General features: G+C 40.5%; 13 protein-coding genes and 2 pseudogenes. 12 read left to right on the plus strand and 3 right to left on the minus strand.

The genetic code is table 11. The annotated features are described in order from the left end of the window. Nucleotides 1-277 precede the first annotated feature (277 nt). The 10 genes and pseudogenes from ACZ5Q7_RS08475 (at nucleotide 278) to ACZ5Q7_RS08520 (ending at nucleotide 7872) form a co-directional block, all read left to right on the plus strand. Nucleotides 278-862: a DeoR family transcriptional regulator gene (locus tag ACZ5Q7_RS08475; protein WP_343751213.1), complete on the plus strand. Its 585-nt coding sequence runs from the start codon at nucleotides 278-280 to the stop codon at nucleotides 860-862. A 26-nt stretch (nucleotides 863-888) separates the two neighbouring features. Then, nucleotides 889-1512, plus strand: coding sequence for an SCO family protein (locus ACZ5Q7_RS08480; RefSeq protein ID WP_343751212.1), 624 nt, complete (start codon nucleotides 889-891; stop codon nucleotides 1510-1512). Between the two features lie 3 nt (nucleotides 1513-1515). Continuing rightward, entirely contained in the window at nucleotides 1516-2265 is a 750-nt protein-coding gene (locus ACZ5Q7_RS08485) for a FixH family protein (RefSeq protein WP_343751211.1), read from the plus strand. A gap of 126 nt (nucleotides 2266-2391) precedes the next feature. Then, nucleotides 2392-3615 (plus strand): molybdopterin-dependent oxidoreductase, encoded by a 1224-nt coding sequence (locus tag ACZ5Q7_RS08490; protein WP_343751252.1) that lies wholly within the window; start codon nucleotides 2392-2394, stop codon nucleotides 3613-3615. A gap of 125 nt (nucleotides 3616-3740) precedes the next feature. Then, nucleotides 3741-4229: pseudogene (locus tag ACZ5Q7_RS08495) on the plus strand (hypothetical protein); the annotation flags it as partial. A 27-nt stretch (nucleotides 4230-4256) separates the two neighbouring features. Beyond that, nucleotides 4257-4607: pseudogene (locus ACZ5Q7_RS08500) on the plus strand (COG4315 family predicted lipoprotein); the annotation flags it as partial. A 120-nt stretch (nucleotides 4608-4727) separates the two neighbouring features. Further along, the gene (locus ACZ5Q7_RS08505) at nucleotides 4728-5282 is read left to right on the plus strand and encodes an RNA polymerase sigma factor (protein WP_343751209.1); all 555 of its coding nucleotides are present in this window, start codon (nucleotides 4728-4730) and stop codon (nucleotides 5280-5282) included. Beyond that, entirely contained in the window at nucleotides 5283-6011 is a 729-nt protein-coding gene (locus ACZ5Q7_RS08510; protein ID WP_343751208.1) for an anti-sigma factor, read from the plus strand. A gap of 490 nt (nucleotides 6012-6501) precedes the next feature. After that, the gene (locus ACZ5Q7_RS08515; RefSeq protein WP_343751207.1) at nucleotides 6502-6831 is read left to right on the plus strand and encodes an ArsR/SmtB family transcription factor; all 330 of its coding nucleotides are present in this window, start codon (nucleotides 6502-6504) and stop codon (nucleotides 6829-6831) included. A gap of 96 nt (nucleotides 6832-6927) precedes the next feature. Further along, complete coding sequence (locus ACZ5Q7_RS08520) at nucleotides 6928-7872, plus strand: cation diffusion facilitator family transporter (protein ID WP_343751206.1); 945 nt, start codon at nucleotides 6928-6930, stop codon at nucleotides 7870-7872. A gap of 58 nt (nucleotides 7873-7930) precedes the next feature. Here the strand turns inward: ACZ5Q7_RS08520 and ACZ5Q7_RS08525 are convergent, their stop codons facing one another. Beyond that, the gene (locus tag ACZ5Q7_RS08525) at nucleotides 7931-8800 is read right to left on the minus strand and encodes a DMT family transporter (protein ID WP_343751205.1); all 870 of its coding nucleotides are present in this window, start codon (nucleotides 8798-8800) and stop codon (nucleotides 7931-7933) included. A 39-nt stretch (nucleotides 8801-8839) separates the two neighbouring features. Further along, nucleotides 8840-9916 (minus strand): AbrB family transcriptional regulator, encoded by a 1077-nt coding sequence (locus tag ACZ5Q7_RS08530; RefSeq protein WP_343751203.1) that lies wholly within the window; start codon nucleotides 9914-9916, stop codon nucleotides 8840-8842. Between the two features lie 182 nt (nucleotides 9917-10098). Between ACZ5Q7_RS08530 and ACZ5Q7_RS08535 the strand changes: the two genes are divergently transcribed. Further along, entirely contained in the window at nucleotides 10099-10422 is a 324-nt protein-coding gene (locus ACZ5Q7_RS08535; protein WP_343751201.1) for a DUF4870 domain-containing protein, read from the plus strand. A 191-nt stretch (nucleotides 10423-10613) separates the two neighbouring features. Here the strand turns inward: ACZ5Q7_RS08535 and ACZ5Q7_RS08540 are convergent, their stop codons facing one another. Continuing rightward, nucleotides 10614-11543 carry a LysR family transcriptional regulator gene (locus ACZ5Q7_RS08540; RefSeq protein WP_343751200.1) on the minus strand — a complete coding sequence of 310 codons (930 nt, stop codon included), beginning with the start codon at nucleotides 11541-11543 and terminating at the stop codon, nucleotides 10614-10616. Nucleotides 11544-11750: 207 nt separating this feature from the next. Here ACZ5Q7_RS08540 and ACZ5Q7_RS08545 point away from each other — a divergent pair, with 207 nt between their 5' ends. Next, complete coding sequence (locus tag ACZ5Q7_RS08545) at nucleotides 11751-12971, plus strand: putative glycoside hydrolase (RefSeq protein WP_343751199.1); 1221 nt, start codon at nucleotides 11751-11753, stop codon at nucleotides 12969-12971. Nucleotides 12972-13197: the final 226 nt, after the last annotated feature.

Consider the following 13197-nt stretch of genomic DNA (forward strand, 5'->3'; position numbering starts at 1 on the left):
GTATGTTAAGGGACCCCATTTTATAACATTTAAATAAAAATACTTTCAGAAGTATATTCACGGCCTGTTCACAGAATATTCATTGATAAACAAGGAACCTATTATTATAATAATGTTAAATATTGTTTTGATTTGTTATTAATTAAACGTATTTGTTTAGCGGAGGAGAAAACCTGTGTACGAATACAGGTATCCAGGATGGAAAGTAGGATAATCGGTGAATTGCCACCACTAATAACAGTATAGATAACAACATAATTAGAAGGGAAGGAACAACATGCTGCCAGTTGAAAGACAAAATCGAATCAAAGACCTAATTAAGAAAAAAGCCAACATGAAGATTTCTGAATTAAGTACGGAGCTGGGTGTTTCTGAAATGACCATTCATCGGGATCTTAAGCCTTTAATCGAAGAAGGCATTATTATTAAGACGTTCGGAGGTATTATGCTTGCCAAGGAAGATCCAATTGAATTCACACGTTCAGATGAATGTGTATTTTGCAGTCGCAGTATAAATGAAAGGTTGGCTTATCGACTTATTCTTTCTGAAAGCAAAATCGAGATGACGTGTTGTGCACATTGTGGACTTTTGCGGCACCGGCTATTGGGAGATAACGTCATCCAGGCAATCAGTCAAGATTTCTTAAGACAAACAACTATAAGCGCACCATTAGCCTGGTATGTAATGGACACGTCGATTCATATAGGGTGTTGTCAGCCGCAAGTGTTGGTTTTTGAATGGCAGGAGCATGCTGAAAAATTTGTTCAAGGGTTTGGTGGAAAGGTCTATCAATTTCATGAAGCAATGGAAGCGGTCTTTGAAAAAATGAATGGAAACAACCATAACTGTAACGAAACGTGATGAGAATGAGAAAGATAGAAACTAAAATGAAATCGTTTAGGAGGCGGGTGAGATTGAAACAAGTACTATTACTTGCAACGTTTCTGTTACTAATCGTCATAGGCTCGGCATGCAGCAGTGAAAAAACAATCTCCGACAAGCTGGACTGGGATGTTCAAAAGTTTGAAGCGACAGACCAGAAAGGGGGTGCTCTATCATTAGCTGATCTTAAGGGTAAAGTCTGGATTGCGGATTTCATCTTTACGAGCTGTACTTCAGTGTGTCCACCAATGACGGCCAACATGGCGAAACTCCAGAAAAGATTGAAAGAAGCGAATGCTTCGGTTGACATTGTTTCATTTAGTGTTGATCCGGAACGTGATACACAAAGTATACGGAAAAAATATATTTCAGCACGCGGAGGGGATTTATCAAACTGGTCTTTTTTGGGTGGCTACGATTTTGATTATGTGAAAGACCTTTCCGAATCGTCGTTCAAGTCTGCCGTTGAAAAGCCACCGGAAGGATCAGACCAATTCACACATGGAACACGATTTTTCTTGGTGAATCAGCAAGGCACCATTGTTAAACAGTATGACGGCTATTCGGATGTACCTTATGACAAAATAGTCGACCATGTGAAAATACTAAATTCGAAAGGGGGAGAATAACCAATGAAAAAATTATTCGTATTAATCATTGTATTGTCACTTACGTTTCTGGCAGCTTGCGGCAGTCCTAATGATGAGAACGCAAGTAATTCTAAAAATGATCAAGGAGCAGAACAGTCTTTAAAACCATTAGAAGTAGAATTTTTAACAGAAGCAGATGCCTTCCAGCCTGGAAAAGAAGGAACAATCAAAACGCAGGTAACAAAAGGCGACGAAAACGTTGCTGACGCAGAAGACGTCCAATTTGAAATTTGGAAAGGCGACAATCAGGATGAATCGGCAAAGTTTAAACCCGAAAACAAAGGGGAAGGTGTTTATGCCTTAAAACACACCTTTAATGAAAAAGGAATTTATAAGGTGATTGCACACACAACAGCCCGGGGCAGTCACACCATGCCGATACAGGAATTTAAGGTAGGAAACGTTGAAAAAACCGATCCTAAAAATGATCACCACGATGTAGATGTGATGGCTATGTTAATGAAGCCAGATACGATTCAAGCAAACGAGGAAGTCACGCTGATCGCGCATTTGCAAAAAGGTAACAAGCCTTTCACCAGTGCCTCAGTGAAGTTGGAATACTGGAAAAGTGGTCAGGAAAAACATAACTTTATAGAAACCGAAGAAAGTGAAAAAGGAAAATACCAAGCAAACGTAACTTTTGACGATCCAGGAAATTATACAGTAAAAGTGCATTTCAAAAAAGAGGAGATACACTCCCATAAAGAAGAAACAGTTGACGTTCAGCAGTAGTTATACGGCTCAAAGGAACGGTCACTTTTGTGATGGTTCCTTTTTTTATTATGAATCAAACCAATTGGTGATTTTGTACGTTATATAAATGTAAGCATATCTATAATATAGGGGGATTGGTTGGAAATGAACTGGAGACTATTCTTTGCGCGTAATTTGAAGTTCGGCCGAAAGCTTACACGTCTGCATCACATCAACGCTATTCTTTTTCTAGTTTTGACGGTAACTGGATTTGTATTGTTTTCTTCGTATTACCGTTCAACCTTCCCCGGGTCGCGTGTGCTTGTAAAAGACTTTCATGTTTGGATTGGTATCCTCAGTACGCTCCCTGTTTTATTTTACATACCAAAAATGACGAAGCATCTGAAAACATTACGGAAAAGGAAAAATCACCGAATGAATTTGTACGCTGTTCTTAGTGTATTGGCTTCATTGATCGTTTCTGGATTGTTGTTAACGTACCATCGGCAGATTCCGCCGCAGCTCAGCTCTTTCGCTTTAATCATTCATGACCTTGCTACATGGTTGGGTGTCCCATATGTTATCTACCACAGTGTAACCAGAAGTCAATGGTTTAAAAATCTTGGTAAACAACGGCAAACAAAACCGCAAAGTGAACCAATGCTGATTGACCGCGAAAATCCTATTTTAAAACGCCGTTCTTTTCTCAGGGTGCTGACGGGAGGTATATTGGCGGCTGTCTTTCTTCCGTTGTTTGGTAACTGGCTGCAACCCTATTTACCGACAATGGCTGGCTCCTCCTCACCCAAACCGGATCGCAATAAATTCGACCCATTACCAGAGCCGAAAAATCCCGAACCGATTGGCGGAGAACGAAAAGGACAATTTCGCAATTACACCGTTACAGAAGTCCCGACGTTCACCGACGAAAATTGGGGCTTTACCATTGATGGACTGGTGAAAAAGCAACAAAAATATAATTGGCAGGAATTTTTAGAGTTGGAGCGGCGTGTTCAAGTAAGCGACTTTCATTGTGTGACTGGCTGGAGTGTTTATAACGTTACGTGGGAAGGGATTCCACTAAAAAAAATCTTACAGGACTCCGGAATTGATCCCAAAGCAAACTATGTGAAGTTTTACTCGGGAGATGGGGTTTATACCGATTCGTTAACAATAAGCCAGGCCATGCAAGATGATATGATTGTCGCGGTTTTAATGGATGGGGAATTAATACCACAACAAAATGGTGGTCCTGTTAGATTAATTACTCCAAAAATGTATGGCTATAAATCGGTTAAGTGGCTAACCCGTATTGAACTGATTGAAAATGAACATATTGGTTATTGGGAGAAGCGCGGTTATAAGAAGAACGCTTGGGTGACGTCATAATACGTAAAATCAGATATCCCCATATTCTATAATTTTTTAAAATAAATTCATTAACAGGCAAACCGTTATTGGGTTTCATACGTTACCTAAGATGAAAACATTAATTGACTGAGGGAGGGACGACAATGAAAAAATGGATACTTTTTTTAAGTATTCTGGCAACCATCTTTTTATTGGCAGCGTGTGGTAACGGATCAAACGAAGAATCACAGGACGACAACAACGATAGTTCAAACAGTGAGGAAACGAGTGGAGATGCAGATGACGGAGCGAAAAGCCTGCAATTAATGGAAAACGATAAGGTGGGCAACTATTTAGCTGATTCAGAGGGCATGACGCTTTATTACTTTACAAAAGATGAAGAAGGAACAAGCAATTGCAGTGGCAAGTGCTTGGAAAACTGGCCCGCATTCACCGCACAAGATTTCGACGTGCCGGAAGGGTTTAACAAAGATAATTTTAGTACGATAACCCGTGAAGATACTGAAGACAAACAAGTGACGTATAAGGGCTATCCGCTTTATTATTTTGTGAAGGATAAGGCAAAAGGTGATGTAAACGGACAGGGCAAGAAAGATGTCTGGTATACCGTGAACAGTGAAACAACCTTCGATAAGGCTGAGGGCGAAAACGCCAGTAGTGAATCAGCTTCCTTACAGATTATGGAAAACGATAAGGTGGGCAACTATTTAGCTGATTCAGAGGGCATGACGCTTTATTACTTTACAAAAGATGAAGAAGGAACAAGCAATTGCAGTGGCAAGTGCTTGGAAAACTGGCCAGCATTCACCACACAAGATTTCGACGTGCCAGAAGGGTTTAACAAAGATAATTTTAGTACGATAACCCGTGAAGATACTGAAGACAAACAAGTGACGTATAAGGGCTATCCGCTTTATTATTTTGTGAAGGATAAGGCAAAAGGCGATGTGAACGGACAGGGTAAGAAAGATGTCTGGTATACCGTAAACAGCGAAACAGCATTTAAGTAAAGGACGGCTTAGAGGAACGATCACCTTATGTGATGGTTCCTTTTCTTCTTCCTAGCTTGTATAATGAGAAAATAACGAAAACATTATAGCAATGCGAATGGAGAGGAGCGCCTGGTCGTTGTGAAAGAGAAAACGGATGCTGAACTGATTAACTTAGTAAATCAAAAATACCGTCCTGCATTGGAAGAGATTTATGAACGATACATAAAACTAATCTATAGTTACGTATATAAATTTAGTAATGGAAACGAAGAAGCCGCCAAAGAGATAGTGCAACTAACTTTCCTAAGACTTTGGACGACGAAAAGTAGTTATGATCCCTCCAAAGGCAAGTTTATTAATTGGTTACTGACAATAGTAAGAAGTGTATGCATTGATCATATCAGGAAAGAGAAAAAGCATGCACTTCCGAATCATCACTATGATACGGATCGAACGCTGGATATGGCTGACCCGGAAGATCAACTAGAAGAAATGCTGCAAGATACGGAAATTTCCAAAGCCAAAAACAGATTATCTGCTACACAAAGAAGATTAATTAATCTGTTATATTGGCAAGGATATTCACTCACAGAAATAGCAGAGATGGAAAACGCACCGGTGGGAACCATTAAAAGCAGGCTGCATCAGTCGCTAAAACAATTAAAGAAACACCTGGAACTGGAGGGGTCATAAATGGAAAGGGAATGTGAAAACCTACTTTCATATATGGCAGGTACACTTAATGAAATAGATAAAGAGAGATTTGAAGCACACTTGAAGCAGTGTGAAGCATGCATGAAGGAATACGAAGAACTTAGCGATTCGTGGGAAGCATTGCAATTCGATTTTGAGGAACAGGAAGTACCGGAAACGCTAAAAGCAGAAGTCTTTGATTTTGTATTTGGTGAGGAGCAAAAAGAGGAGAAAACTACCATAAAAGACAGATTAAAAGTATGGGGTGTTTCGCTGAAGAAACAATTCACTCCTCTATCAGCAAGCCTGGTTATTATTCTGTTCGCCATTACATCTGTATTGACTTATACAAATGTTCAATCAGCAAATGAACAGCCAACCACACCTAATCAACCAGCTGAAATTATGGATTCATTAAATTTGACGTCGGCCAATGGACAGATGAGTAATGCAGGCGGTTATGCGTACATTGTTCAAGAGGAAAAAACAAAAAAACTGGTTGTTCATGTGAATGGATTGCCAAAGTTAAAAGGTTCGCAAATTTATCAGGTTTGGCTGCTAAAAGATGGGGAACGCTTGAATGCTGGTATTTTTAATACGAATGAATCAGGCTCAGGCGTTTTAACGTACGCTTTATCGGAAAAAGAGGTGTTTGACCAAATCGGCATCACTGTGGAACCAGATCGGGATAACACTGAGCCTGAAGGAAAGAAAGTTGTCGGTTCGTGAAAGGCGAAGACTCATGCGCTTTTATGTTTAGCCGGTAATCCAAATCCTTTGATTAACAATATCAACAGGGAACATACAGGGAAGAACAGCTGAAGAGTGTTTCGTTTAAAATGCAGTGTGATGCGATGCGCACTGCATTTTTCCTTTTATCAAGGTCTGGATTCTGTTTCCCAGAAAATAAGCGCTCCTATTGCCGATGAGTTACTGAACAAAGCGGAATTTCCCAGCAAAAGGCACTCATAGGGTCGATGAGTTACCGAATAAAGCGAAAATTACCTGCAATAAGCACTCATACCACTGTTGAATTACCTACCAAATCTAAACTAACTTGGAAAGGGTCCTTCATAGCACTAAGGAGTTACCGTACAAAAAGGGACTTCCTTAAATATAGTTGACATTTGATTTGATTCTACATAACATGAACACATGCTGATATATGCATCTAATAGGTATATACTTTGGAATAGGAAACGAAAAGGGAGGGTATTTTATGGAAGAAAGCAAAAAAGGTACAAACGCTGACATAAACGCAGACTTAGATGAAGAGACGCTGTTTGTTGTTTCCCAAACCTTTAAAGCGCTTGGTGATCCGACAAGAATTCGAATTCTCCATTTACTTTTTCATAATGAATATGCCGTCAATGGAATTGCAGAGAAACTGAACCTTAGACAATCCACTGTTTCCCATCAGTTGCGGTTCTTGAAAAATTTACGATTAGTTAAACACCGCAGGGAAGGCACCACGTTGTATTATTCGCATGACGATGAGCATGTGATGGATATGTTAAAACAAACAATAGACCATGCTTGTCATAGTTAATATGTGACAATAAACGAAAAAAGAAATCATTTGTTTCTTCAATATGAGTATATGAGCATACACAACCAGAAACAAATGCGTTGAGGAGGTAACAAAATGGGACACGATCACGACCACGACCACTCCCATCATGCCAATAAGAAAGCGTTAATGATAAGTTTTATTATTATTACGGGTTATATGGTGATCGAAGCGATAGGAGGATTTATTACCAATAGTCTCGCTTTGTTATCGGATGCCGGTCATATGTTAAGCGATTCCGTATCACTGGGTGTTGGTCTTTTAGCCTTTACGGTAGGGGAAAAAGTAGCTGATTACAGTAAAACATATGGCTACAAACGATTTGAAATATTGGCAGCCGTGTTTAATGGCGTGACCCTTGTGCTCATTTCGCTATACATTTTTTATGAGGCTTACAAACGCTTTTTAAATCCGCCTGAAGTCGCCTCGACCGGAATGTTAGTGATCGGGTTTATTGGATTATTGGTCAATATTGTTGTCGCATGGATGCTGCATCGAGGCGATACAGAAGAAAACTTGAATTTAAGAGCAGCCTTCCTGCATGTTTTAGGTGATTTGCTCGGTTCAGTCGGGGCCATTACCGCTGCCTTATTAATTATGTTCTTTAACTGGGGATTTGCTGACCCGCTAGCCAGTGTTATTGTCGCAATTCTTGTATTAATAAGTGGTTGGCGAGTGACGAAAGAAGCGGTACATGTGCTGATGGAAGGAACTCCGAAAAATGTGGACTTGGACGATATTATCCATACGGTGGAAAATACAAATGGCATCAGAAGCATCCATGATTTGCACGTCTGGTCCATTACAAGCGGGGAAAATGCACTTTCCTGTCATGCCGTCGTCGATGGTGATTTGTCCATCCAGGAAAGTCAAAAACTATTACAAACGATTGAACATGATTTGGAACATAAAGGCATCGGCCATGTAACCATTCAGATGGAGAACCAAGAACATCCCCATGATGACTCGCTAATGTGTCAGAATGATCAAAACGCATCCGCTCACGACCATGACCATTAGCATTGAATAAATCAAAAAAGGTAAGCATGCCTGTAATGATGTGCTTAACTTTTTCTTATTACGACGTACGACGTTCGCTGTCTTCTCGGTTATTTCTCAAAAACATATAGAACGATGCACTGAAAATAACGATGTATCCAATGACACTCCAAATATCTGGAATCTGTCCGAATAGGAAAATGCTGATAAGCGCCGAATACACGACCGTTGAGTAGAAGAAAATCGAAATTTCCTTTGCCGGTGCATACTTGTAGGCAACCGTGATCCCGAATTGCCCCACCGTGGCAAAAATCCCCGCTGCGAGCAGATAAACCCACTGTTGCCAATGCATTGGTTCATAAAAAATGATGACAAACGGCAGCAATACCATGGTCGTGAAAAAAGAAAAATAAAATACAACGGTATAATATTGCTCCTTGTCGCCGAGTACCCTCAGGACCGTATACGCTCCTGCAGCGAAAACCGCTGAAAAGATCCCGGCAATATAAGGAATGGTTTGGAGGGAAAATTCCGGCTTAATAATGAAAAGCGTTCCAATAAAAGCTATCACGATTGCAACGGTTTGAAACAGTCGTGCACGTTCTTTTAAAAAAATGGCTGCAAAAACGATGGTTAAAAACGGGCTCATTTTATTCAACATGTCGGCATCGGATAAAACAAGATGATCGATGGCATAGAAATATAATACAATTCCGGCCGCGCCCAAGGACGAACGCAGCAGGAGATATGTTTGATTTTCCTTTTTGCCAAACAAGCGTTCCTTGTAGTGTAAAACAAACCCAAATGCAATCATCATTGAGACCGCGTTGCGGAACAACGTTTTTTGGACGGTTGGAATATCCCCGGAAAGTTTAACAAATGCTGCCATAAGGGAAAATCCAAATGCCGATACCAATAATAATATGATGCCTTTATTCCGGTTGTTCATATGATCCTCCCATTACGTCTTTTGTTGTGTCATCTCTTATCATAGTCCGTTGTTGTGTGCTATAGTTTGTTGGTGATGTTCCTGGTTGACAAGAAACGGAACGATCATTGGCACAGTGATAATAATGATGACAAGCCTTGATACTTGTATCGCAGCAACAATACTGGCATCGAGATCCAAAAGCGCTGCTACTGAAGCCATTTGCGCCGCACCAGCTGGAACAATAGCAAGCAAACTTGTTGTGAAATCCAATGGTGTCATCAAATAAAAAATAAAGGTTGTGATAAAAGTCAATACAAAAAAGGCCGTCAATATTCCCAAACTGGTCCAGCCGATACGTTTAAATTCTGCTACGGACTCCCGGTCAAAACGAGCACCGATAATGACCCCCAGCATAGCCATTCCTCCGCCAACCATGACGTCAGGCATTGAAGGTAATGGAACAGCGAAAGAATGGACTAAAAACCCGAGCATGATAGAATAGATAAACGAAGCAACCGGTATTTTCCATTTAATCGCGAGTGCTAGTGCTGTCATAACAATCAACGTATATGCTACAAGGGCCCCCCACATGGGTATGGTGTTCCCTTCTGTTGCTTCCAGGCCGCTGTTCTTGACCACCTGTGTATCTAGCAGAGGTGAAATATACCCGGCGATAATGGGGATAGTAGTCACCAGCATCATGATCCGAACACTTTGAAAGGCAGCAACAATACTCAGTTTTGCTTTGTACTCTCTGCTCAGGGCAATCATAACGGACGCTCCTGCTGGTAAACAGCAAAACAAGGCGGTTATCGCATCAAGGTTGGAGAACCGATGCAGAAATTTAGCCAAAAAAAAGCAAGCAACAAAAAGTGTCACAAGGCTTACAAGCTGTGGCAACAAAAAGCCGGCCACGTCCTTAAACATGTCAATCTTGATGGATAAACTGATACTGACGCCGATAATGGCAAGGGCTGTGTCAAAGAGAAGCGGCGGAAACGTTATGTCAGCTATGAAAAGACGGTAAATAGCTCCGACAGCAATGGCTCCTAATAGCCAACCAGCAGGTACGTGTAAAAGTTCGAACAGATAGCCATTTAAAAAGCCGACCAAGATTACTACAACGTTTTGCATAAAAAATCACCTTGTTGTCTGATATACGTTCAATGACTGAGCAGATAATACGAAAAAGTATAGCACATAACCATGGTACTGGACGAATAATTAATTGCCAAGAAAGAAGGTCACGCCCTGCTGGTTGAAAAGAAACAAATTCAAAAGCTGTTTCATATAATCATAAAAAAGAGGTGATAAATATGTTGGAAAAAGATGAACGTATGTTTGCGATGCTGATCTATTTGATCAGTATATTCTTCCCCGTTCTTGGTCCATTACTGATTTGGTTGTTTAAACGCGATGAATCCGATTTTGTTGATTATCATGGAAAAGAATATTTTAATTTCTTAATATCGTTTACGGTTTATTCCATCATTAGCGGTATTCTGGTTCTATTAGTAATTGGCTTTATATTACTACCTATTATAATCATTTTAGCATTTGTATTTACCATCATCGCATTACTTAAAGCTAATAATGGTGTTCGCTACCGCATACCACTTGTGTTTCGGATTATTAAATGAAGCAAAAGAGCATTTTTAAGCGTTCACTTGCAGCTGTGCTAATACGTATTATTCATCATCTATGCATGTTTCGTTTCAATTCTATGTATAGGAAGTCCCCGGCCATTGAATGCTGCCGGGGAAGGCTACTTGTTTTTTAATAGCCACCACGGGTGAATTCCGGCCTTCTAACATTTAAACGCTTCATCTTATTACGTTGTGCCGCTTGGGTCATCGTGATCCGATCGGAAGGCTGACAGATCTTTATTATGTCGCAGCAGGTCGATGAATATTTGCAGGGCCTTCGTTTGGAACGGGGAAGTTGTAATAATGGAAAATTGTCTCCGGAAAGGCAATCCTGATACTGGAACAACGGTCAGATCATCATGTTGCAGTTCTTTTTGGATAGCCCATTGGGATAATAAACTGATTCCTAACCCAGCTTCAACAGCTTCCTTGATCGGCTGGGTACTGCCAATGTTCATAATCTTGTCGGGTGCAATGTCATTTTGTTGAAATACACTATCTGCTGCCTCTCTAGTTCCGGATCCATATTCTCGAAGTACCCACGTTGTTTTTTCCAGATCTTTCATTGATATGACATCATTCCTCACCATCAACGGATGATTCGGTGCCGCAACAACAACCATATCATCCTCTGCAAATGGTTCTATCTGCATGTGCTCTTCATCTTTTAAGTGCCCCTCGACAATGCCTACATCCAGTTGATGCCGCTTGACTGCATCAGCTATTTCAGTTGTGTTGCCAATGATAACGGTAGGGCTTATATTCGGGTATGCCTCGTTCAATTTCGCAATAATATGCGGGAGCACGTATTCGCCAAACGTATAGCTTGCCCCAATTGAGAGTGGCCCGCTGGCTTTGTTAGTTAAATCATCTACTAAATTTTGCATTCTCGTGTACAATCCGATGATTTCTTTGGCATGATGATACACCATTTCCCCAGCTTTATTGAGCTGTACATATTTGCTTGTCCGCTCCAGCAGGCGTACTCCCATAGTCTCTTCAAAAAGTCGAATGTACTGACTCACCGCGGGTTGTGTCATATGCAATGTTTCTGCTGCTCTGGAAAAATTCTGCTTTTCTGCCACTGTGACAAAAACATGTAAATGTTGGTCCATATTATCTTCACCACAATTTATCATTTTCTTTCGTTTATTATATCATGTTTTATAACTAATAAGCATAAAATGCATGACCAGGATTTATCGGTTAACGAATTAAGGGGTAGATATTTAAAATATTGTCGGATTTTGAAAAAGATTGTTCCATTTGTTGTCGATTTCTTTTATAATATATTTAAAAGGAAAATGGGAGACTGATAGAAAATGAAGCGAATTTACCTCGGGATATCAGTTTTTGTTCTTCTTCTCCTGCTCATTGTTGCGATTATACCGCTTTCCTCCAAGGCAACGGACAGTGAAAAAACATTACAAGCAAACCCGAACACCGAAAGACAGACGACCGTAACCTCTATAGACACGGAAAAGAAAATGCAGCGTTTCACCTATGATGCCGGTTTGGACTTTACATATCCTGATGCAGTCAGAGGTGTTTATGTCACTGGTCCATCAGCAGGCGGGCAGCGATTTGATACTCTCCTGAATTTGGTTGAGAATTCAAAGCTGAATGCTATGGTGATTGATATTAAAGAGGATCATGGCAATTTGACCATCAGTGTCCCGGATGATTCGCCTTATAAGGATATAGCCACTAACTATATAGATGAACCCAGAAAAATGCTTGAAGTGCTGGAGGAAAAAGGCATTTATCCGATTGCACGAATCGTTGTTTTTAAAGATTCTGTTCTGGCCGAAAAGCGGCCGGATCTATCATTCACTGAAAACGGACACGTATGGACGAATAATAAAGGAGACTCATTTGTTAATCCCTTTCAAAAAGAAGTATGGGAATATAACCTTGGCATAGCCAAAAAAGCGGCCGAACTTGGGTTTCAGGAAATTCAGTTTGATTATGTCCGTTTTCCCGAAGGTTTTGAACACTATGATGATGAACTGAATTACAACAAAGGCGATTACAAAAACGAAAATTTAAGTAATGAGAAACGCCGAGTGAAAGCTGTTACCGATTTTGTCCAGTATGCCCAAAAGGAGCTGGATTATTACGACATTGATGTCGCTGTCGATATTTTTGGTTATACGGCGACAGTTAAGCGTGCTCCTGGAATCGGACAAAATTTCCCTAAGATAGCCAGCAATGTGGATGTTATCTCTTCCATGATTTACCCGAGTCACTGGACATCTTACTTTGGCATTGACTTCCCTGACAAGGAACCTTACAAGACCGTCGCAGAATATGCTAAAGTTGAAAACGATATGCTCGATGAATTGGATAATCCGCCGACATCACGGCCATGGTTGCAGGATTTTGAGGCGCCGTGGCTGTACAGCGGTGCACCAACGCAGTACGGGAAAGCAGAAGTGGAAGCACAGATTAAAGCGTTGAATGAAAAAGGCATCAATGAATTTCTGATTTGGAATGCCGGCAACGTATACACGGAAAATGTGGATTATACACCACTCGATTGATATCGTTGGTTCATTTGCATGCAGGTAGTGGTCCATCAACAACTTCCGGAAAGGCCAAAATCAGTAAAAACCAGATATCTTTGAATAAATGCTGGTTTTTCCATTCATACTAATATTATATCACGTTTATCACGCATTAAAGGGCTGTTGTAATCCCCGCCTTAGCTCATTAATAAGGTGACATGAACGTTCGCTTTTATTGGGTGGGGGACAGCGACAACATTTT

The sequence above is a fragment of the Lentibacillus halophilus genome (genome assembly GCF_055395055.1).

Coding starts and splice junctions, on each gene's coding strand:
- ACZ5Q7_RS08475 (WP_343751213.1), top strand. CDS start 278: ATGCTGCCAGTTGAAAGACAAAATCGAATCAAAGACCTAATTAAGAAA.
- ACZ5Q7_RS08480 (WP_343751212.1), top strand. CDS start 889: ATGAAATCGTTTAGGAGGCGGGTGAGATTGAAACAAGTACTATTACTT.
- ACZ5Q7_RS08485 (WP_343751211.1), top strand. CDS start 1,516: ATGAAAAAATTATTCGTATTAATCATTGTATTGTCACTTACGTTTCTG.
- ACZ5Q7_RS08490 (WP_343751252.1), top strand. CDS start 2,392: ATGAACTGGAGACTATTCTTTGCGCGTAATTTGAAGTTCGGCCGAAAG.
- ACZ5Q7_RS08510 (WP_343751208.1), top strand. CDS start 5,283: ATGGAAAGGGAATGTGAAAACCTACTTTCATATATGGCAGGTACACTT.
- ACZ5Q7_RS08515 (WP_343751207.1), top strand. CDS start 6,502: ATGGAAGAAAGCAAAAAAGGTACAAACGCTGACATAAACGCAGACTTA.
- ACZ5Q7_RS08520 (WP_343751206.1), top strand. CDS start 6,928: ATGGGACACGATCACGACCACGACCACTCCCATCATGCCAATAAGAAA.
- ACZ5Q7_RS08525 (WP_343751205.1), bottom strand. CDS start 8,800: ATGAACAACCGGAATAAAGGCATCATATTATTATTGGTATCGGCATTT.
- ACZ5Q7_RS08530 (WP_343751203.1), bottom strand. CDS start 9,916: ATGCAAAACGTTGTAGTAATCTTGGTCGGCTTTTTAAATGGCTATCTG.
- ACZ5Q7_RS08535 (WP_343751201.1), top strand. CDS start 10,099: ATGTTGGAAAAAGATGAACGTATGTTTGCGATGCTGATCTATTTGATC.
- ACZ5Q7_RS08540 (WP_343751200.1), bottom strand. CDS start 11,543: ATGGACCAACATTTACATGTTTTTGTCACAGTGGCAGAAAAGCAGAAT.
- ACZ5Q7_RS08545 (WP_343751199.1), top strand. CDS start 11,751: ATGAAGCGAATTTACCTCGGGATATCAGTTTTTGTTCTTCTTCTCCTG.